Annotated in this window: 16 protein-coding genes; 13 read left to right on the top strand and 3 right to left on the bottom strand. The window is 35.6% G+C overall.

Translation table 11 applies throughout. The features are described from left to right. Positions 1–202: 202 nt before the first annotated feature. From ABW636_RS11595 to ABW636_RS11575, 5 genes are all read left to right on the top strand, one after another. Entirely contained in the window at positions 203–3874 is a 3672-nt protein-coding gene (locus tag ABW636_RS11595) for an RHS repeat protein (protein WP_367590166.1), read from the top strand. Positions 3875–3881: 7 nt separating this feature from the next. Next, the gene (locus tag ABW636_RS11590) at positions 3882–4325 is read left to right on the top strand and encodes a hypothetical protein (protein WP_367590165.1); all 444 of its coding nucleotides are present in this window, start codon (positions 3882–3884) and stop codon (positions 4323–4325) included. 17 nt (positions 4326–4342) lie between these two features. After that, complete coding sequence (locus ABW636_RS11585) at positions 4343–9112, top strand: DUF6443 domain-containing protein (RefSeq protein ID WP_367590164.1); 4770 nt, start codon at positions 4343–4345, stop codon at positions 9110–9112. 431 nt (positions 9113–9543) lie between these two features. Then, entirely contained in the window at positions 9544–10047 is a 504-nt protein-coding gene (locus ABW636_RS11580; RefSeq protein WP_367590163.1) for a PsbP-related protein, read from the top strand. Between the two features lie 99 nt (positions 10048–10146). Beyond that, positions 10147–10890: a DUF3592 domain-containing protein gene (locus tag ABW636_RS11575; protein WP_367590162.1), complete on the top strand. Its 744-nt coding sequence runs from the start codon at positions 10147–10149 to the stop codon at positions 10888–10890. Between the two features lie 118 nt (positions 10891–11008). Here the strand turns inward: ABW636_RS11575 and ABW636_RS11570 are convergent, their stop codons facing one another. Then, complete coding sequence (locus ABW636_RS11570; RefSeq protein WP_367590161.1) at positions 11009–11344, bottom strand: helix-turn-helix domain-containing protein; 336 nt, start codon at positions 11342–11344, stop codon at positions 11009–11011. 143 nt (positions 11345–11487) lie between these two features. On the opposite strand from ABW636_RS11570, the gene ABW636_RS11565 reads away from it, so the two are divergent. From ABW636_RS11565 to ABW636_RS11535, 7 genes are all read left to right on the top strand, one after another. Beyond that, positions 11488–13017, top strand: a complete 1530-nt coding sequence (locus ABW636_RS11565; RefSeq protein WP_367590159.1) for an MTBMA_p00010-related P-loop-containing protein — start codon at positions 11488–11490, stop codon at positions 13015–13017. Between the two features lie 107 nt (positions 13018–13124). Continuing rightward, entirely contained in the window at positions 13125–14054 is a 930-nt protein-coding gene (locus ABW636_RS11560) for a tyrosine-type recombinase/integrase (RefSeq protein ID WP_367590158.1), read from the top strand. Then, complete coding sequence (locus tag ABW636_RS11555; RefSeq protein WP_367590157.1) at positions 14051–14950, top strand: tyrosine-type recombinase/integrase; 900 nt, start codon at positions 14051–14053, stop codon at positions 14948–14950. The genes ABW636_RS11560 and ABW636_RS11555 overlap by 4 nt, the downstream gene beginning before the upstream one ends. A gap of 6 nt (positions 14951–14956) precedes the next feature. Further along, on the top strand, positions 14957–15145 hold the full coding sequence (locus ABW636_RS11550) for a hypothetical protein (RefSeq protein WP_367590156.1): 189 nt from the start codon (positions 14957–14959) through the stop codon (positions 15143–15145). A gap of 101 nt (positions 15146–15246) precedes the next feature. Further along, positions 15247–15777, top strand: a complete 531-nt coding sequence (locus ABW636_RS11545) for an ORF6N domain-containing protein (RefSeq protein ID WP_367590155.1) — start codon at positions 15247–15249, stop codon at positions 15775–15777. A gap of 933 nt (positions 15778–16710) precedes the next feature. Continuing rightward, the gene (locus tag ABW636_RS11540; RefSeq protein ID WP_367590154.1) at positions 16711–18345 is read left to right on the top strand and encodes an RHS repeat domain-containing protein; all 1635 of its coding nucleotides are present in this window, start codon (positions 16711–16713) and stop codon (positions 18343–18345) included. Next, the gene (locus ABW636_RS11535) at positions 18311–18793 is read left to right on the top strand and encodes a hypothetical protein (protein ID WP_367590153.1); all 483 of its coding nucleotides are present in this window, start codon (positions 18311–18313) and stop codon (positions 18791–18793) included. The genes ABW636_RS11540 and ABW636_RS11535 overlap by 35 nt, the downstream gene beginning before the upstream one ends. 100 nt (positions 18794–18893) lie before the next feature. Here the strand turns inward: ABW636_RS11535 and ABW636_RS11530 are convergent, their stop codons facing one another. Beyond that, a complete protein-coding gene (locus ABW636_RS11530) occupies positions 18894–19232 on the bottom strand; it encodes a thermonuclease family protein (protein ID WP_367590152.1) in 339 nt (112 codons plus the stop codon). Between the two features lie 158 nt (positions 19233–19390). Beyond that, positions 19391–19723, bottom strand: coding sequence for a helix-turn-helix domain-containing protein (locus ABW636_RS11525; RefSeq protein WP_367590140.1), 333 nt, complete (start codon positions 19721–19723; stop codon positions 19391–19393). 153 nt (positions 19724–19876) lie between these two features. On the opposite strand from ABW636_RS11525, the gene ABW636_RS11520 reads away from it, so the two are divergent. After that, positions 19877–21391, top strand: a 1515-nt coding sequence (locus ABW636_RS11520; protein ID WP_367590151.1) for an MTBMA_p00010-related P-loop-containing protein, incomplete at its 3' end; no start/stop codon positions are given.

Raw genomic sequence — 21391 nt, 5'->3', positions numbered from 1 at the left:
TGAATGAAAGCTTGATGCCAAATAAATATTGTGAATAATCATTTTTTTATGAAAAGTGTCACATTTTAAGTTGTTTATCGATGGTTTAATGTCATTGAACAAAAACTATTTTTTTACAATAGAGTCAGTACATTTTGCAAAGAAATGCGACTTATATTTGCGGCCGGGAAAATTAAAAATTAGTAAGTTAAACATTGTTTTTATGAGAAAATTAGTAATAAGTGCCTTTATGATGCTGACGGTAGGTTTTGGATATGGGCAATATACCTCGACAGTGCAGGGAGAAGGGCTACCCAAAATTATCCCTCCCTCACCTACAGTTGCCAGTTTAATGCACTTTGAAGAAGTGCCTATAGACTATTATTCTGGGCAACCCGATATTCAGTTACCTATTTATAACAAAAATGTAGGCTCTGGTCTTACCATTCCCATTTCACTTCGGTATAACACTATGGGGCTTCGTATCGATGAGCGTTCGGGTTGGGTAGGTACCGGCTGGGCATTAGATGGAGAAGCGGTCATTTCAAGAACCGTAAGACATATTAGAGATGAGGCAAAACTTGATCACCTCCCATCTACCCCCGATGAGGCAGGGATTTATCACAATGGTTTTTTTGAACTGGACTTTGATAATCCAGCTGGTAATGCTAATAATGAAGCACTAAATCGTTTTCTTTGGAATGCTACCGGTAGAGGCAGTGGTTCTCATGCCCTTCACGGGGATTATGACAAAGAACCCGACTTGTACCAATTGAGTCTTTTTGGCAAGCATGCTCGTTTTATAATCATTAAAAATACTAACGGAGCATTAGAGGTAAAAATGTTAAGCAATGACAATAACCTTAGAGTAGTTCCTCATTATAACTCGAGTACGTATCATATTACCTCATTTACGGTTACCGATACCCAAGGGATATCGTATTTGATGAATGTTACAGAAGTAAGTACTACAAAAACCTCTTCCTTAAGCATTTTGCAGAGTGGAGAAACTTCTGAGTCTGATAACCGACCCAAAAACCATGTTTCTGCCTGGAAGGTAAAGGAGATACGTAATAGTGCCAATCAACTATTAGCCACTTATACGTATCAGCAGGTTACCGAGGCGTTTGATGCTCCTGATTCGTTTGTAGAAGCCAGACTTTCGGATAGGAATTCTAGTGTTGTTACACAGAAATTTTTAGGGATCAATAATAACGATCAAACAAACGCACATTTTCATAGTTATAATTCCTCTGTGATCAAACCACGACGTACTATTAGTCAATCTTCTATATCAGTAGTAGCACAAAAAGTAAGCACTATCGTATTTAAGGATGGTGCTAAGGTTGAATTTGTTTTAGGGAACTATAATCATCCCGAATATAAGAATAGTGGTAGGGTATTAGAAGAACTAAAAATCTTTGACACCAACAACCGTATTTTTAAACGTTTTGATCTGGTTTATGAAACTACCTCTAATAAATTATTGTTCTTAGACAAACTTATAGAATATTTTAAAGAAGATTCGAATTCTTTCACCTATGACCTTACCTATAGAGATAAAGAAAAAATACCTTTTCCAATGACCAGAGGGGGTGATAGCTATAAATACAAAGATCTATGGGGGTATTACAAAGAATATATCCCCAATCAATTAAGCATCTATGCTGCCGAAAAAAGCGCGGATAAAGACCATGTAAGTACTGGTTGTTTAACGTCTATATCCTATCCTACAGGAGGTAAAAAAGAGTTTGAGTTTGAGTCTAACGAATTTTCATCGATGGGATTCCGGGATTTTACTGAAGAAGAATTCAAAAACCTTAATCCCGATAATAACGATCCAGGACATAAAGAAGTATTTTTTGACCCTCATGGGGAGGATGTCATACTAGACGACAAACAATATTTTACCGTTACTCATGAGCACGAGGTGTTTCTTCAGATTAGACTCCAAAATGGAAATATAGGTGATCCCTTAACTGCCAGTGGTTTAGAAAATGCCGTTGTACACTTACATAAAATGAATCAGCAACCTGGAGGAGATGCCATACTCGAGAAAACCATTAACAATCCATTTGAACCTGGTAGGGAGATAAAAGTACGATTAACTCCGGGCCTATATAAGCTATACTACACAAATATGAATCTATATTCTGCTGATGGACCAGATTTTAGGGCTAAAGTAATGGTAAGATATAAAACGTTTAAAGAAAATTATAATCGTGCCATACCAGGAGGAGGATTACGTATTAAATCGGTGACTTTTAGAGATACCGATAATAGTGTCAAAAGACAGTATACCTATGCGTATACCCAGTCTGAAATAGATACCAGAGGAATACCCGGGCAAGGAGTATATACCTCTACAGGAAACATCGATGGTTTTCTAACCAATATTAGAGCCTACGAAGAGAGTATACCTTATGCGCTATTTCAAATACTAGGTTTTCAGGCAACGGCAGGAATAGAACTATACCCCTGGGTAGCTACAAGTAATCCTAATACAGGAAATACAATGGTTACAGCACCTTATAAAGTAACCCCTATTTTTGATGTAAAAGAATATTTGAATAGCGTAAGTGTTTCGATGACCAAGAATAATTACGTAGGGTATCGAAAGGTAAGTGTTACCGAACAAAACAACGGACGTACTGTATATGAATATACCAGCCCTACTGATTTTCCTACCTACCATGAGGGCTATTACCAGAGTAAACCTTTTCTTCCTTTAAAAGACAAATCGCACCTACATGGTGCTTTGGTAAAGCAAAAGGTGTATGATAATACCAATCGTATTCTTAAAGAAGTCACCAATACCTATCATGATCCAATAGAAATACCACAAGCTTTCTGGCTTTTTAGCGATTATGGCAAAACTTGTAGTTGGTTACAGTTTTATAAGATTTACGATAGTTATATATCAAAAAGTTCAAATTACGGTAATATGCCGAGTTTTGCTTCAGGATCAGAATTCTTAAGTAACTGTAATTATGGCCCAGCATATGCAAAAAACGCTTCTGTTTATTATAAAAAGTATTACAATTATTACAATAGGTATTTAATGCGCGAAACCCGTACCAAAGATTATTTTTATAAAGAATCCCCTATTCCATCTATTGTAGAAACGCGTCAGACCTATGAATATGATCCTTCTAATTATAAGATAAGTACACAAAACACCTACCTGGCTGAAGGAGCAAACCAGGTGCATTACCAAACCAAATTCTACTATCCCGGTTCGTCTTATGCCAGTTCCTATGGGTATTACTCCCATCTAGTCGGTCAGAACAAGATAGAAGAGGTGGTCGTAACAGAAGAGTTCAAAGATTCAAAAATGATGTCTTCGACCTTTACCACCTACAATAGGTTTACAGGTAACGCGGTGCTTCCCGAATATGTCTATACTGCAAAGGGAGATGTTCGTAACACCCCTCAACAGAATGTACCAGGTTCTACAATAGACCTAGACCGTTTTGTAAAACGTATTACCTACCATAATTATGATCGTTATGAAAGCCCTCTAGAGGTAAGTAAAGAACCTGGACCTATCATTAGTTATATCTGGGGGTATGATGATCAATATCCAATAGCAAAAATAGAAAATGCCGATTATGAAAAGATACGTCAGGCACTTGGATTAGCCACAAAACAAGAGGTAGAAAACCTTGATGAAAGCGACTTAGCTATGATCAATAGCTTACGAGACTTGCCTTTAATGTCCGATGCTTTGGTATCGACTTATACCTATGACCCCTTAATAGGAATCACCAGTATGACCGATCCAAGAGGGTATAAAACCACCTACCATTATGACGGATTTAACCGCTTACAATTTGTAAAAGATGCCGATGGAAACCTGGTTTCAGAAAACAAGTACCAGTACAAAAACAACTAGAGAACAAATGAAAAATATACTATATATAACAATATTGGGATGGTTCTTTTTAACAACTACCGCCAGTTTTGCCCAGCAAGCTACCTCAAACGCACTATTAGGCACTTGGGAGGTAGACTATCCCGCAACCACTGCCGCTGCAGCCAGTAGTGGATCTACTCAATATCAGGAAATGGATGCCTCTGTAAAAGCAGAAGTATCAACTTTTTATATCGGGCTTCGCTTTACGTTTTCGAATGATGGTAGTTATAGCATGGCTCATACTAATGGTACCATACGAACAGGAACCTGGTCGCTATCCAATGGTTTGTTAACACTTATAGATGCTAGTAATGGTATACATCATCTTTATAGCCTATCGCAAAATGCTCCCTTTTTGATCATGCGTCAGGAAGGAGAAGAAGGAGAGCAAGCTCTCTTCCGTAGTTTATACCTAAAAAGAAAACCGTAATGATGAATCGTATGAAGATGAAAAAGAAAACAAAGCAGATAAAAAGTAATTCTGGTATGAACAGTATAAAAATTAGTACATCGGGTATACAACCCCTTTTCGTAGCTATCATCATGGGGCTTATCCTTTTGATGGGAGCAGAAGTGACCGCACAGCGTATCTATGGTCCTCAGGGTGTAGACCTACATTCTACTCATCGTTATTCTATTAGCTTACCCAGTCCTTCAAATTATATCGTTTGGAAAGCATCAGCAGGAAGAATCCGTTACCTCAGTGGTAGTAACCCCAGTAGTAGCACCTCTGTTGATATTACGTGGAATAAAGTCGGACATACGATGATCGAAGTAAGCTATCAGAGTGAATATGGTTGGAAAACCTCAAGAACATTTCTTGGGGTGATACTTCCGGCACCTCCTACTCCCACCGTAGGCAATATAGGTTGTACCGAGACCAGGCTATACCGTGCGGGTAGCCCACCCACCGATGTGACCTGGTACTGGCAGGGAAAAAACAGTAATGGTACCAGTAGGTCCAAAGGTAGTAGGAGCTCCTTTATTGTCAACGAAGGGTCTGGTACCTACTACCTTAGAGCTAGGGACAATAAAGGAAACTGGAGTAACGAGTCGAGCTCGGTATATGTACAGGTAAACCAAATACCTGCAATCCCACCAGTTCCTGATATTAGTGTCAGCTGTGGGACCACTGTGCTTACCCGTGCTACTCCCCCCAGCGGAGTTAAATGGTACTGGCAAAGTGAGGCTTCTGGTACCGAGACTGGTATGGTTAATCTAAATGCCTCTATGACCTTACGATCCGGACCCATATCTCAGGAACGTGTACATTACCTAAGGGCAAGAAATAATACCACAGGATGTTGGGGAACTGCAAGAGCAGTGAACTATACCATCATAGCACCGCCAGCAATGCCCGATGCTCCTACAGTAGCGGACCGATGCGAAGAAAGTGTACTTACCAGAAGTACACCGCCTAGTGGGGTTACCTGGTACTGGCAAAGTAGTAATATGGGGACCAGTACTGCTAATTCTGATATCACCGTCACCAGAAACAGTGGTAGTGTATATTATCTACGGGCCAAGGACAATACTACAGGATGTTGGGGAACTGCCAGAAGCGTTGCTTATAGTATACAACCCCCACCTACCTGGTATAAAGATGGTGATAAAGATGGTTTTGGAGATCCTAATAATAGCACAACAGCTTGTGAACAACCTACAGGGTATGTAACTAATAACACAGATATATGTCCTGATGAATTTGGAAGATATTCTGGTTGTACATCTGGTGTATACGAGTTAGATCTATCTACAAACAACAATTATGTATTTACCAGGCTTTATCAAAAAGCCATGACTTCTTCTAATCAAATCGAGTTTAATAACGATGTGATAGAAAATATCACCTATTTTGATGGCTTAGGAAGACCCATACAACAAAACGCCATCAAAGCGTCGCCTAACGAAAAAGATATAGTGACTCCTGTGGTATATGACAATATCGGTAGACAAACAAAAAACTACCTCTCATTCGAATCGGGTACTACTCCAGGGAGTTATAAAACAGGGGATATTTATAACGATATCAACACCTATTATAAAAATACCTACCCCGATGATTTTATAGGAATAAGTACTGCAGAGGTAAATGCCTACTCAGAAAATGACTATGAGAATTCTCCTCTTAACAGAGTCTTGAAACAAGCAGCACCCGGTAAAGACTGGAAACTAGGGAGTGGCCATGAAATCGAATTTGCTTATGAAACGAATATTGCCAATGAAGTACGTTTGTTCGAACTAAGTTTTACCGATGATGATATGGAAAGACCAACCCTTACTGCAGGTACTGGTTTTTATGACGCAGGACAACTCTATAAAACCGTTACCTATGATGAAAATCATACCAATGGTAAAGACCATAGTACCGAAGAGTTTAAAAACACCCAAGGACAGATTATTTTAAAACGCACATACAACAGTTCCCCCACCTCTTCAGGGGAAGGTGCCGAAGGCGGAGGGGGTGCCCATGATACCTATTATATTTATGACGATTATGGCAACCTCTCATTCGTAATCCCGCCCAAGGTAGATACAACAAACGGCATCTCTAATACCGAGCTTGCCGAATTATGTTACCAGTACAAATACGATCAAAGAAACCGTTTGGTCGAAAAGAAAATCCCGGGTAAAGGATGGGAGTATATTGTATATAATAAACTGGATCAACCAGTGCTTACCCAAGATGCTTTGTTAAAACAAAACAACCTATGGTTGTTTACCAAATACGATGCTTTAGGCAGGGTCGCCTATACGGGTAAAATGACAATCTCAAGTAAAACCCGTTTGCAATTACAACAAGAAGCTAATGATTTTATAGAAGAGCTATGGGTAACTAAAAGTAATGCCACTAACATTGGTGGGGCGATTATATATTATACTAATGATGGCTACCCCAATACACAAAATGTAGAAGTACTGACCATCAATTATTATGATAACTATGACTTTTTAGGGGCTACACCCAATGCAGTATTGGCTAACCCAACAATAGTATATGGGGAATCTATTTCTAATCATACTCAATCCCTAGCAACAGGTAGTCAAATAAAAGTATTGGAAACTAATGATTGGATTACGACTGTTACCTATTATGATAAAAAAGGAAGACCTATCTATGTAGCTACCAAAAATGACTATCTTAGCACTACCGATACGATAGAAAGTAAATTAGATTTTACAGGCAAGGTGCAAGAAACCAAAACCACACATACCAAAGATAGTAGCACAGCGATAGTAACCATCGACAAATTTACCTATGACCATATGGGTAGGGTATTGACCCAAACCCAAACTATCAATAATAGTGATGAAGAGTTGATTGTATCTAATAACTATGATTCGCTAGGGCAATTAGAAGGTAAAAAAGTAGGCGGTACTGCTACCCAGGGTGCAGTCGAGAGCTTACAAACGGTAAGCTATAATTACAATGTGAGAGGATGGTTAACAGGGATTAATGATGTTAATGATATGGGCAATGATCTGTTTTCTTTTGCTATTAGCTATAACACCCCACAAAAAGGAGCACAAGCCTTGTATAACGGTAATATAAGTGAAACACTTTGGCAAACCGCTAATGATTATACCAACCGTTGGTACAAATACAACTATGATGCCTTAAACCGAATTACCGAAGCAATCAGTAACGATGGTAATTATAATCTAAGCAATGTGACTTATGATAAGGCAGGAAATATCCTGTCATTAGACAGAAAAGGACACCTTAACGATGCTGCTAGCGCCTTTGGGGATATGGATAAGTTGGTCTATAACTATAGTCACAATGAGGTTAGTAATAAACTATTAAAAGTAACTGACAATACCACTAATACTTTTGGGTTTAAGGATGGTAACAAAAATGGTGATGACTTTGTTTATGATGAAAATGGCAACTTAACCATCGACCGTAATAAAAGGATTACCAGTATCTTATACAACCATCTTAACTTACCAACAATAGTAACCGTAAGCGGGGCTAATAACGGTACGATAAACTATGTATATGATGCTACAGGGGCTAAACTTAAGAAAGTAGCTACTGAAAGCGGAAACTCAACTATAACAGAATATACAGATGGTGGATATATCTATAAGAATGGAAACCTTGAATATTTTTCTACAGCAGAAGGATATGTAACCCCAGAAAATGGTGGATACAAATATGTATATCAGTTTAAAGATCATCTCCAAAATGTAAGACTCTCTTACACAGATGCTAATAACGACGGAACCATAACCAATGATGAAATTATACAAGAAAAACATTACTATCCCTTTGGACTTAAAATGCGAGGTTATAATGAAGCTATAAGTTCTCATGGTAATAGTACTGCTCAGTTAAGAGGTTTTGGAGGAAAAGAAGAACAAAACGAACTTGGTTTAGGTTGGATAGATATCACAGCCAGGAACTATGACCCTGCAATCGGTAGATGGATGAACCTTGACCCATTAGCAGAACAAATGCGAAGACACTCACCTTACAACTATGCTTTTGACAATCCAATTTATTTTATTGATCCAGATGGTATGAAACCTTTTGGAAATGGTGAAGAACCAGAGGAAGTTTATAAAGGCCCAAGTGTAGCAGTTGGGGATAATGTTGTTAATGAATTAGATGAAGTAATAATAGGAACTATTGTGACAGGAGAAGCCCAAGGCGCTCATGTTGAAACTACTGAAGGAGGAGAAAGGTTTAATGGTTTTAAAGCAGAAGGTGAAATCAAAACACAAGATACAAAGACTAGTGGTAGTATTTCAGGATTTAGTGCTGGCTATGAAAATACAAGTGAGGGAAATATGACGTCTGGAAATGCTTCAGTTTTTGGCGTAGAAGCAGAGTTTAGTTCAAAAGCAGATGGAATTACTGAAACTAAAGGAAAGGCTAGTTTGTTTAAAGCAGAAGCTTCAGGGGCTTTCGGGGTATATTCGCCAGAAATAAATGGAGGAAAAGAAGGAGCCGCTGTAAAAGCAAGTATAGGAGCTTTTGTGGCTAAAGGAGAAGTATCAACATCTATCACAATTCCTGAGGCTTTACCAATAGTTGGTGGATATAAAATAGGAATAACCAGAGGGGGTTCTTTTGCTAGTGCACACATTGGTGGTGGAGCAGAAGCTTCTGTAGTTAATGGTGTTGCTAAACTAAGTGCAAGTGTTAATGTAGGTTTAGGAGTTGGATATAAATATGGTTTTTCTGTTTCATCTGGTAAATTAAAATAGATTTTTACATAAACTGATAATATGCTAATACTATATTTATTATTTTTTGTTGGGGTTAACTTTTTGATCCATATATTTTTAACAAAAAGCATTGAATTAAACGCAAGATTAATTATTTGTGTAACTATTTTATTAATTATATTCTTGTTTATTCAATTTTTCTATTTAAACAGAATATTTATATCTAACAATTATTTTTATGGCCTTATACAATTGAGTGTAGGTATAATAATTATACATTTTGTCATAAAATTTATTATTTCTTTAATTCTAATAGATTTTGAAAAAATAGGCAGTAATCATTCTTTCATTAAAGATTTTCTAATTAATTTTTTTGATTTTTTTAGATATAAATTAGTGTATGCTTTAGTTTTTGTTTATCAGACATATAGTTTACTTTCGTGGTATCATGAATATAGCAATCAATGAAAATGAATAGAAAATCATACATTATAGCTTTTTTTATATTAACATTATTAAGCTGTCAAACAAATGAAAATAAAAAAGGAAAAGAATTTAAAACAGAAAAATATTCTATTACCTATCCTTCTAATTTAAAATTAGAAGAGAAAGTAGATGGTGCTGAATTTATTTTGAGTACTGAAAAATCTTCTGAACAAGATAGCTTTATAGAAAGTATAAATTTAGTTGTACAAGATGTGAATATTAGTTTTAAAGACTATATCCCTTATTGTGAAGATGAAATCAAAAAAGCGGCAGAATTAATAAGTAGTGAAGTTATTTCTAATAATGGTAGGGAAACACATAGAATAGAATTTACATTAAAACAGAATGGTATTCAACTAAGCTTCATTCAGCATAGTTTGATTGTGGACAATAAATTATTTATGTTGACCTTTTCTTGTGAATCAGAGGAATTTGATAATTATAAATCACAAATGGAAAACACCATGCTTAGTTTTAAAGTAGATTAGTAAAAATTATGTTTTTAAGGTTTAGGTAATAATATGGTTTCAAGAAAAGTTAATTTTTCAGTATTATATTCTTTAATAAAGAAAAGACCTATATTGTCAATGTTTGGATTATTATTTACTATTCCATTGCTATTTCTTTTAATTCCGTTCCTTATTTTAACATCAAATATTAATAAAAATTCTACTAGTATTAATTACGAAGTATTATTAAAAGAAGGGTTCCAAACAAAAGGTGTTTTAAAAAATTTTGAAACTGTTTATGATGTAAGTATAAATAATGAACATCCAACAATAATTACATATACATTCCTTAAAGAAAAGGAAACAAAAATAGATTCGTATCAGACTTTTGCTCCGAATGAAGTTAAAAAACTTAGTAAGGGGCAAGAAATTGAAGTAATGTATTCTGAAAAGGGTTCTGTTGTTGTTGGATTTCCACCATATACATTCCCGACTTATTTAATTGGTTTAGTATTTATTATTTTCCCTTTAATTGGTTTACCTTTTTTAATCATATTAATAATAAAAACAACTAAAGAATTATTTTTATATAAAAAAGGGATATTAACTTCTGGGGTAGTTTTGTCAATATCTGATAATATAGGATTAATGTCTACTAAATTTGGACATTCTGTGACTGTGACTTATAAGTATAAAGATACCTATGGTAGTTCATATTATGGAAAATCCAGAAGTACAGATTTATCTGAAATAAATAAAATAGCAAAAGGCGATAAAATTAACATACTAGTTTCTCCTAAAGCACCTTCGGAGTCAACTATATGGCCTGAACATATTGCAAAAAAAATGAAATGGAAAAATCCCGATAATGCCGACTTGTAAATCCGTTCATCGAAGAGTGATTAAATAAAATTTAGAATGCTCTGCGTATGTCTTTTGACTTTGCAGTGGTAAAATAAAGATAAGAGCCACCTTGTAATGAGGTGGTTTTTTTATTGGCTTAAGAAAAAGCTTTTTTGGTTTTAAAGTTTTGGATTACATTATCAATCAGAAAGAAGAGTTTACTTTTCGTATCTTCATCAAGTTGCTCAATATCTTCAATACGTTTTAAAACATCTTTATCATAAGTAGAAAGCTGCCCTTCTCCTACAAGATAATCGACAGATACATCGAATACCTTAGCAATCTTTAATAGAATATCTACAGAAGGAGCATTTTCATTACGTTCATAATTACCAATAATAGTTCTGGAAACATCTACCCTTTTAGCCAAGTCACTTTGTGATAGGTTTTGCTTCTTTCTTAAACTAATAATCTTACTTCCAATGTCCAACATAGTTGCCTAAAATCAAGTGTTTATAATGATTAATAGCAAATTTAGTCAAAATATTTTGACATAAGAAATGTTTGATTGACATCTAATTGAAAAGAATATTGTACATTTGTCAAGAACATTTGACAATTAAATATTTTTAAACAATGCTAAAAACCCACAACCCACACAACTATAGTTATGTAAATGCATACTTAGAAATCCACATTTTAGGAGGTATTAAGCTCAACAATCTAGAACGTATGCGAGTAACGATGAGCATACAGAAACCTAAAAGTGTTAATGTATTACGCCATAGTATCGATTTATACAATGATAATATGGTCGAGAAATTTGTTAGAAAGATTGCAGAACGTATCGAGATCGGCACGAGTATTACCCGTAAAACCTTGCAAGAGCTAACTACAGCTTTAGAAAAGTACCGTATCGAAGAACTGGAACGAGAAAAGGAAGCCAATCAAATCCCTATCGAAGAAATCTCTGCAGATGAAGAACAAACGGCGATTAAGTTTTTAAAATCTAAGAACCTATTAAGTAAAACCAATGAGCTGATCGGTAAATCTGGTGTGATAGGTGAAGAAGTAAACAGACTGTTAATGTATCTGATCTTTACCAGTAGAAAAACTAACAATCCTTTGCATTGTATCAGTCTGGGTAGTTCAGGAGTTGGTAAGACCCATTTACAAAGTAAAGTAGCAGAACTCATCCCCGATGAAGATAAAATAGAAATCACCGTATTATCTGCTAATGCTTTTTACTACTTCAATCGTACAGAACTGCGTAACAAACTGATCTTAATCGAGGATCTAGACGGTGCAGAATCTGTACTCTATCCATTACGTGAACTACAATCTAAAAAGAGGATTACTAAAACAGTAGTTCATAAAGATCGTAGAGGAACAACCAAAACTATACACCTAACCGTAGAAGGCCCTGTATCTGTAGCAGGTTGTACTACTCAGGAAAGTGTATACGAAGATAATAGCAATCGTAGCTTTTTACTGTACATCGATGAAAGCGAAGAACAAGACAAAAAGATTATGGAATATCAACGTTTACTATCGGCAGGCAAGCGAAATGTAAAAGAAGAGTTTGAATCGGCACGATTCTTACGTTCTGTACAACGTTCTTTAAATACAATATCTGTTCGTAATCCGTATGCAGAACATCTTACTTTACCCGTGTCAGTTTTTAAACCTAGAAGAACCAATGCACATTACTTGCAGTTTATAGAAGCGATTACTTTTTACAAACAATGGCAACGTAAAAAACATATCGATAAGGAAACTGGTGAAATGTATATAGAAACTACCTTAGAAGATATCAAAGAAGCTAATGAAATTATAAAAGAAGTACTACTCCGTAAAAGTGATCGTATTACCGGTGCAGCTAGAAATCATCTGGAACGCCTCAAGGCGTATTTAAAAGATAGTGAACAAACTACTTTTAGTAATGCAGAGATACGTAAAAACCTAAATATCAAAGAAAGCACCTTACGTGGTTATCACAAACAATTACAGGAAGAAGGGTATATCAAAAGAGTGAAGAAAAAGAAAACCAAGAGTTATTGTTTTGAAATTACCGATATGAAAGAATATGATTGGCTCAAAGCCAGTATCGACAATGCCTTAAAAGGTTGCTTGCAACAAATAGAACTAGGGTTAGTGGCAAAATAACCCGCGAACCGCAATCAACTCGCAACTGCTCTACTTGCGAGGATAATCCGAAGAAATACAGTTACTTATCTGTACTTCGCTTAAGAATCCTAAAAAACACATACCGTATGAAAAAAAGTAAGCTACAAAATGCTAGCTATAGAACCCTATTGACCAATTTTAAGGAATGGTTAGATATATTAGGGTATAGTAAGAGTGCTGTAAACAACTATCCTCAATATGTTTTAGAGTACTTGTGTTACTTAGAATCGAAAGACATTAAAAGGTTAGATATTGTTACTCCACAACTTATAAAACAATATTACGATCAATTAAGCGAACGCCCTAACAAGAAAAATATAGGAGCGTTAAGCAAATCCAGTCTTAACCAACACCAACAAGCCTTACGTAAGTTCAATACTTACTTAAAAAAACATAATGCTACCCCACAACCTATATATCTAAAATCAGAAGCTACCCATCATTATGATGTAGGTAAAGACATCTTAACACTAGCAGAGATTAAACAGCTCTTTGATGTAACAGCATATAGTAATGCATTAGATAGAATACGGCACCGTGATAAAGCAATGCTTGTGGTTTTGTATAGTTGTGGGTTGCGTATTAATGAGGCTGTACACCTGGATATAAAAGATATCCTTTTTGATAAAAAGTTGGTCTATGTACGCAAGGGTAAGAATTACAAAGAGCGATATATCCCTATTAACTCATACAACCTGAATATACTGGAAGATTACATTTATGAATGGCGACCATGTTTTTACAACGCAAATACCCACGAGGCTTTGTTTACAGGCAAATCAGGAATGCGATTACAAGGTCAAACCTTTAGAATCCGAATACGCAAATTAATCAAAGCCACAAGTAATGAAGATTTAATAGAAAAAAGGATTACCCCCCATACACTACGCCATAGTATTGCTACCCATTTATTACAACAAGGCGCAGAGATCGACCAGATCCGACAATTTTTAGGACATAGCAGTCTGGAAACCACACAAATCTATACACATCTTTTAAAATATATTACCGAATGAAAACATCAATTAGTTACATCGAATATTTAGAAAAAGAAGGATACACCGAATCCAGTATCAAGAGTTATGGGTATAGTACCGATCGTTTTTTACGCTGGGCAAGTAAAGGGCACTATCACCTTCCTACTTTTGATTATAAAGCAGCTTTAGGTTATGTAGCCTATTTAAAAAGGAAGCAAACAAAACCTAAAAATATCAATACGTTACTTAACGGGGTACGCAAGTACTTTAATTACTTAATCCATATCGGTGCACATACACAAAACCCTTTTAATGATGTAGTGGTTAAAGGAATCCCTAAAGTACGTGTACTAAGTAATCTATTATCTGAGGACGAACTGGAAGATCTGTATTATAGTTATGAAACACCACAGCATAGTAATAGCAAAGTTACTTTGGTTGCCAAACGCAATAAAGTGATTATAGGTTTACTGGTCTATCAAGGGTTATCTACAACAGACTTGCAACGTATAACACTAGAACACTTAGACTTACAAAAAGGCAAAGTATACATACCTCATGGCAAGTTGGGTAATAATCGTACACTAGAATTAAAGCCCTGGCAAATCATACCAATGATGGAGTACATCAATGAGGTACGCCCAGAACTGCTACGCAGAATGAAAACCCATACCGAAGCACTTGTCTTTGCCAAGACGGGTAAACTGGTAGGTATTGTAGAAACTATTATCAAAAAGCTACGCACAATCAATCAAAAGGTAAGTAATGCCCATAGTATACGATCGAGTGTGATTGTAGTATGGTTATCAAGATATAATCTTCGAGAAGTACAGTATATGGCAGGTCATAAGCGCATAAGTACCACCGAGCGATATCAGCAACAAGACCTTGAAGAATTACAAAACACGATTGCTAAGTTCCATCCTATAAACTAATCAACTATGAAGCCACAAGAAATCTATATAAAAATGACCATTACTGATATAGCAGAATTACGCTATATGCAACATACATTATTAGAAAACTTAAACTTACTAAGTCAGTTAGACGATGATTGTACCACTAATAGAAGTGTAAAAGATAGTGTGTACTGGATATCTAAAATACTACAGTCTATACATCAAGAATGAGAACTGAAAGAAATTATAAAATTAAGGAGTTGAACTTGATGTTCCAATTTGGAATATCAAGCTTAAAAACAGTAATTTTACTAACGAAATAAGTGCATAAAATGAGTGAAAAAGCAATAGTTCCTAAAGAAGTTATTATGAGTAAAATACTTATAATAAGAGATCAAAAAGTAATCATAGATAGAGATTTAGCAGAGCTTTATGGGGTTGAAACTAAAAGGCTTAATGAGCAAGTAAAAAGAAACATAAAACGTTTTCCTTTAAACTTTATGTTCCAGTTGACTAAAGCTGAAAAAGATCAGGTAGTCGCAAATTGCGACCACCTCCAAAAACTAAAGTTCTCGCCATCTTTACCATATGCATTTACAGAACACGGAACAATGATGTTGGCAAATGTGATAAATAGTGATAAAGCAATCGATGTAAGTATACAAATTATAGAAACTTATGTAAAAATGCGAGAAATGCTAACCGATAATCTAAGTGTAAAATTAGAAATCGAAGAAATTAAAAAGAAGCTTACCAATCACAGTAAGAACATAGAATTAGTCTTTGATTATCTCGATGAACTCAATAAAAAGTTAGATACTCCTGAGCAGAATGATAGAAAGAAAATAGGTTACAAGAAATAGCCAAGTGAGTCGCTATGCTCCGATTTACTATTATAACACCAGCCCGAAAAGGGCTTTTGTTATAAACTGTACAAAGGTGTTCCTTCGTCACGCCACAAGCTATTTTTTGTTATTCCACAAATGCAGAAAAAGCACTTGTTCCATACCGTTACAACTTCCTCACCTTCGGTCGGTAGTCTCCACTACAAACAAATAGCCTTGCTCTGTTCCTCTATCACCCGCAGCTCTCTTTTTGCTTAACAACAATAAGGTTGCCTACGGCGTGAGTTTAATTAAGCAAAACCGCTGCTTCATGGGCTCCGCCGCTTGGTCGCAGCCTAGCCGATTATTTATGTGGAAGTATCTATTTTAATAAATCGGAACACATAAAAATCGTCTGGCACACAAAACCACTACGTTCCCTTTTGTGTGTCGGCTGCTCCTCTACGCTTCGGCTACGCCTTTAGTTTTGCACGCATGCAGCTTATCTTCAATCGCCAGATGGCTATGATTATGATTAAAGCTGAAGATCAGCTGCAACAGCCGTTGCGCTCTTCAGCTTTAATCATAATCGCTTACTCGAAACGATAAACTATTTTAATAAAAGACGGAATGCGCCTGCTAATGCGGCTGAACTTCCGTTTTTTATTAAAATACTAGCCTTAATGGCGATTGAATGATCCCACAACGATTAGGATCACGTCTACGACACGATACTACTGCTATGATATTATAATATTGCCCTTAAAAATAGCCTGTTAGAAGTCAAATCTTCAATGGTAGCAGCCCGTGTGTGGCTATTTTATATAATTGCGTTATAGCCCCTGACGTAAGGAAGAGCGGGTATAACTACCAGTTATGTAAATATAGCTTTGGTGATGCGGCTGGCTTTAGAAGTAAATTACTATTTTAGCCTAGCAGATGGATAGATGACAGTTAGAACGTTCTTATTTTTTGCTTTTTAGCAAGGGTACTACCAGAAAAAGGGTTCACAAAGAAAAAAAATGCGTTAACTATACCTATGATGCCCTTAACCGGATTTTAAGTGCTACTAGTAATGACGATAAGTACAATGTATCGGGAATTACTTATGATAAAGCAGGAAATATCCTGTCATTAGATAGACAAGGACACCTTAACGATGCTGCTAGCTCGTTTGGAAATATGGATATCCTGTCCTATACCTATGATACTGGGAACAAACTACTAAAAGTTGCAGATATCGGAAACAAAACCTATGGGTTTAAAGACGGGACAAATACCAACGATGATTTTGAGTATGATGCCAATGGAAACTTAACCATCGACCGTAATAAAGGCATAACCAGTATTTTATACAACCATATGAACCTGCCAACAACAGTAAGCGTTGCAGGTGCTAATAATGGAACGATAAATTATGTGTACGATGCTACAGGGGCTAAGCTTAAGAAAGTAGCTACTGAGAGCGGAAATGCAACTACCACAGAGTATGCGGGTGGGTATATTTATAAGAATGGAAATCTAGAGTATTTTGGTACGTCTGAGGGGTATGTAACACCGGAAAATGGCGGGTACCAATACGTATACCAATTTAAAGACCATCTTCAAAATGTAAGGCTATCCTATACAGATGCCGATAACAACGGGACAATAGACCCGAATACTGAAATAATTAGCGAGAAAAATTATTATCCCTTTGGGTTGACTCATAAGGGGTATAATGGTAATGTCTCTTCATTAGGTAACTCTACAGCACAGTTAAGAGGGTTTGGAGGAAAAGAAGAACAAAACGAGTTGGGTCTTGGTTGGATAGATATCACAGCCAGAAACTACGATCCTGCATTAGGTCGTTGGATGAACCTTGACCCACTGGCAGAACAAATGCGTAGGCACTCTCCTTATAATTATGCGTTTGACAACCCAATATATTTTATTGATCCCGATGGTATGAAACCTTTTGGAGGTTGGAACCCAATTTCTGGAATTGGGGAAGGAATAGCAAGCGCAGTAGCTACAGCCATAAATGATGCAGCAGAAGCAGTAAGTGATTTTTTTACCGTTGAAGATGATTTTGAAGGAGGTGGACTTATGATTTCTGATGGTAGTAATAGTTCTTCAGGCGATCAAAATATGATAAGAAAAGCTACACGAGAACAAGCAAAAGATGTTGAAATGATTGATGCAGATCCGATTTTAAATAATATGACAAAATTTGCAAAAGCTCCTGGTGCTAAAAACAAGCCTAAGGGTGATGGTAGGACAAAAGCAACTAAAAAAGCAAAACCAAATTTAGCCTCAGAGACTAAAAGAGGAATAAAAGACGGAAAGAAAATTGTTAAACGAACGGAACAGGTTCATAAAATCACTAAAGAAGCAAGAGCTTCCATTAACTCAAACAACACAGAGCCTGACACTACTGTAACAGCTACATTTGCAGGAGGAATTGATACAGTAATTAATCGTGAAGATGGCACATTTGTTATATCTAGTGAAAAAGATTCTACGGTAACAATAAACAAAAGTCAAGTACAATCATTTAATAATAATGCAGCAAAATCAATCCAAAATCAAAATGAAGAAATTGAGCGATTACAAGACAATAATTAAAGTATCTATATTAACATTGTTTATAATTAGCTGTACAGATAAGTCAAAGTTACGTTCCTTAGAAAATAAAATTACTATGCTTAATGCTAAGAATGATTCTTTATCTACAATTATAGGCGAGTTTAAAAACAAGTATATTTTTGATAGTATTGCAATACATGAATTACCAATTCATAATGAGTCTAATAAAATTGGTAGTGTGTATGAATCTAATCTTTTTGTTGTTGGTTATGGCATAAATAATCTACAATTTACAGAAATAGATAGTATTAGCTATAATCCATTAAAATTATATAACCCTGTAGAATTAAAACATTCTAGGGGGTTGTTCAAATTAAGTAAGAAACTTAATAAAGAACGAAATAGGATAAAGGTAAGAGTCGTTTTAGAAAGTAAATATGGAAAAACAAAAAAATCAATAATTGATGGTATTGTAAAAGCACAATAATTTTTCCTACTCTGCGAAGTTTACAACTTCGTAGCGGTATGAGTAAGCCATAAAAGATAAGCCCGCAGCAGTACTGTTGTGGGTTTGTTGTTTTATACTATTATCCTTTCCATAGTTTAGCTACCCCCTTATCGATTAGATAATTAGACATATTAGTATCGTTATAAGTTACTTCTGCTATATAGCGTGCATACTGGTCTTTGTTTTGTTTGGTAGTAGTAATAGTTACGGTAGCTCCTTCTGGGCAGAACTTTTTTGCTACTGCTCTGGCATGCTTTGCTTGTCGTTCTCTATAAGCTACACTATTATTCATCTCTGGGGCATCAATACGAGCCAGTCGTATCTTTTGTAGGGTCTGTACATAAAACCCTAAATCGATCTCTACTTGTAGTGTGTCACCGTCGATCCACCTTACTATCGTTGCTTTATATGTATACATAGCTTTAAAAGTACTACATTTTTACATATAAAAATGTAATTTGATCAAAAAAAGGGTTCAAAAAAGCATCAAAAAACTCATGCAACAAAATGATAATGAGATTATTAAAAAATAAAACTACATTTTTGTGTATAAAAATGTAGTGGAAATGTTATACTTTATGAATATGCTTTTTTAGCTTTAGTATCTCTAATGATAGTATCGATTAATCTAAATAACATACTTTGTGTATCATCATCTAAGTCTTGTATATCTTGTAAACGTTGAACCGTTTTTTTATCAAAAGAAGCATTTACTCCCTCACCTACTAAATAATCCAGAGATACACCAAAAGCATCTGCAATACTCTTAGCAGCTTCAATAGAAGGTATTGCTTCGTTACGCTCGTATTTACCAATCATCACACGAGACACATTAGTTTTATTGGCTAAGTCTGTTTGCGATAAATTATGTTCTTTACGAAGTTCTTCTATGATTTTACCTGTATCCATACATCTATTTAAATGTTACAAAAAGCAACAATAGTAACGTTTTACATCAAAAATACGTAATTAAAAGAGAAATAAGTATCTGATAGTTTTGTTACAAATGTAAATAAAAGATATATTTGTATCTAATAGTTACATCTTTAAAAATTATCAACAATGCTAAAAACCCACAACCCACACAACTATAGTTACGTGAATGCATACTTAGAAATCCACATTTTAGGAGGTATTAAGCTCAACAATCTAGAACGTATGCGAGTAACGATGAGTGTTCAGAAACCTAAAAGTATCTATGTACTACGTCACAGTATCGATCTGTATAATGACAATATGGTCGAGAAATTTGTTAGAAAGATCGCAGAACGTATCGAGATCGGCACAAGTATTACTAGAAAAACCCTGCAAGAGCTAACTACCGCTTTAGAAAAGTATCGTATCGAAGAACTAGAAAGAGAAAAGGAAGCTAATCAAATCCCAATCGAAGAAATCTCTGCAGATGAAGAACAAACCGCTATCAAGTTTTTAAAGTCTAAAGACCTATTAAGTAAAACTAATGAACTGATCGGTAAATCGGGTGTGATAGGTGAAGAAGTAAACAGACTGTTAATGTATCTGATCTTTACCAGTAGAAAGACAAACAATCCTTTACATTGTATCAGTTTAGGAAGTTCGGGAGTTGGTAAAACACATTTACAGAGCAAAGTAGCAGAACTCATCCCCGATGAAGATAAAATCGAGATCACGGTACTATCTGCAAACGCTTTTTACTACTTCAATAGAACAGAATTACGTAACAAACTGATACTTATAGAAGATCTGGACGGTGCAGAAAGTGTTCTCTATCCATTACGTGAACTGCAATCTAAAAAGAGAATCACTAAAACCGTAGTTCATAAAGATCGTAAAGGAACAACCAAAACGATACACCTTACTGTAGAAGGGCCTGTAAGTGTAGCAGGTTGTACTACGCAAGAAAGTGTATACGAAGATAATAGTAACCGTAGCTTTTTACTATATATTGATGAAAGCGAAGAACAAGATCAAAAGATCATGGAATACCAACGTTTACTATCGGCAGGCAAACGAAATGTAAAAGAGGAGTTTGAATCGGCACGGTTCTTACGATCTGTACAACGTTCTTTAAATACGATATCGGTAAGGAATCCTTATGCAGAACATCTTACCTTACCCGTATCAGTTTTTAAACCACGAAGAACCAATGCACATTACTTGCAGTTTATAGAAGCGATCACCTTTTACAAACAATGGCAACGTAAAAAACATACCGATAAAGAAACTGGTGAAATGTATATAGAAACTACCTTAGAAGATATCAAAGAAGCTAATGAAATTATAAAAGAAGTATTACTGCGTAAAAGTGATCGTATTACCGGAGCAGCCAGAAATCACCTAGAAAGACTGAAAACTTATTTAAAAGAGCATGTACAGAGTACTTTTAGTAATGCAGAAATCCGTAAGAACCTAAACATCAAAGAAAGCACCTTACGTGGTTATCACAAACAGTTACAAGAAGAAGGATATATAAAAAGAGTAAAACGTAAAAAAACCAAGAGTTACTGTTTTGAAATTACCGACATGAAAGAGTATGATTGGCTCAAAGCTAGTATTGACAATAACAGTTATGATCGAAACTCGGTTAGTATGAGAAAG

The sequence above is a fragment of the Aquimarina discodermiae genome (assembly GCF_040786235.1).
In the GTDB taxonomy this organism is placed as follows: Bacteria; Bacteroidota; Bacteroidia; order Flavobacteriales; family Flavobacteriaceae; genus Aquimarina.
This window is presented reverse-complemented; position numbering and strand designations above follow the sequence as displayed.

Excerpts from the sequence above, each read along its gene's own strand:
- ABW636_RS11595 (WP_367590166.1), top strand. The coding sequence starts at position 203 with ATGAGAAAATTAGTAATAAGTGCCTTTATGATGCTGACGGTAGGTTTT.
- ABW636_RS11590 (WP_367590165.1), top strand. The coding sequence starts at position 3,882 with ATGAAAAATATACTATATATAACAATATTGGGATGGTTCTTTTTAACA.
- ABW636_RS11585 (WP_367590164.1), top strand. The coding sequence starts at position 4,343 with ATGAAAAAGAAAACAAAGCAGATAAAAAGTAATTCTGGTATGAACAGT.
- ABW636_RS11580 (WP_367590163.1), top strand. The coding sequence starts at position 9,544 with ATGAATAGAAAATCATACATTATAGCTTTTTTTATATTAACATTATTA.
- ABW636_RS11575 (WP_367590162.1), top strand. The coding sequence starts at position 10,147 with ATGTTTGGATTATTATTTACTATTCCATTGCTATTTCTTTTAATTCCG.
- ABW636_RS11570 (WP_367590161.1), bottom strand. The coding sequence starts at position 11,344 with ATGTTGGACATTGGAAGTAAGATTATTAGTTTAAGAAAGAAGCAAAAC.
- ABW636_RS11565 (WP_367590159.1), top strand. The coding sequence starts at position 11,488 with ATGCTAAAAACCCACAACCCACACAACTATAGTTATGTAAATGCATAC.
- ABW636_RS11560 (WP_367590158.1), top strand. The coding sequence starts at position 13,125 with ATGAAAAAAAGTAAGCTACAAAATGCTAGCTATAGAACCCTATTGACC.
- ABW636_RS11555 (WP_367590157.1), top strand. The coding sequence starts at position 14,051 with ATGAAAACATCAATTAGTTACATCGAATATTTAGAAAAAGAAGGATAC.
- ABW636_RS11550 (WP_367590156.1), top strand. The coding sequence starts at position 14,957 with ATGAAGCCACAAGAAATCTATATAAAAATGACCATTACTGATATAGCA.
- ABW636_RS11545 (WP_367590155.1), top strand. The coding sequence starts at position 15,247 with ATGAGTGAAAAAGCAATAGTTCCTAAAGAAGTTATTATGAGTAAAATA.
- ABW636_RS11535 (WP_367590153.1), top strand. The coding sequence starts at position 18,311 with ATGAAGAAATTGAGCGATTACAAGACAATAATTAAAGTATCTATATTA.
- ABW636_RS11530 (WP_367590152.1), bottom strand. The coding sequence starts at position 19,232 with ATGTATACATATAAAGCAACGATAGTAAGGTGGATCGACGGTGACACA.
- ABW636_RS11525 (WP_367590140.1), bottom strand. The coding sequence starts at position 19,723 with ATGGATACAGGTAAAATCATAGAAGAACTTCGTAAAGAACATAATTTA.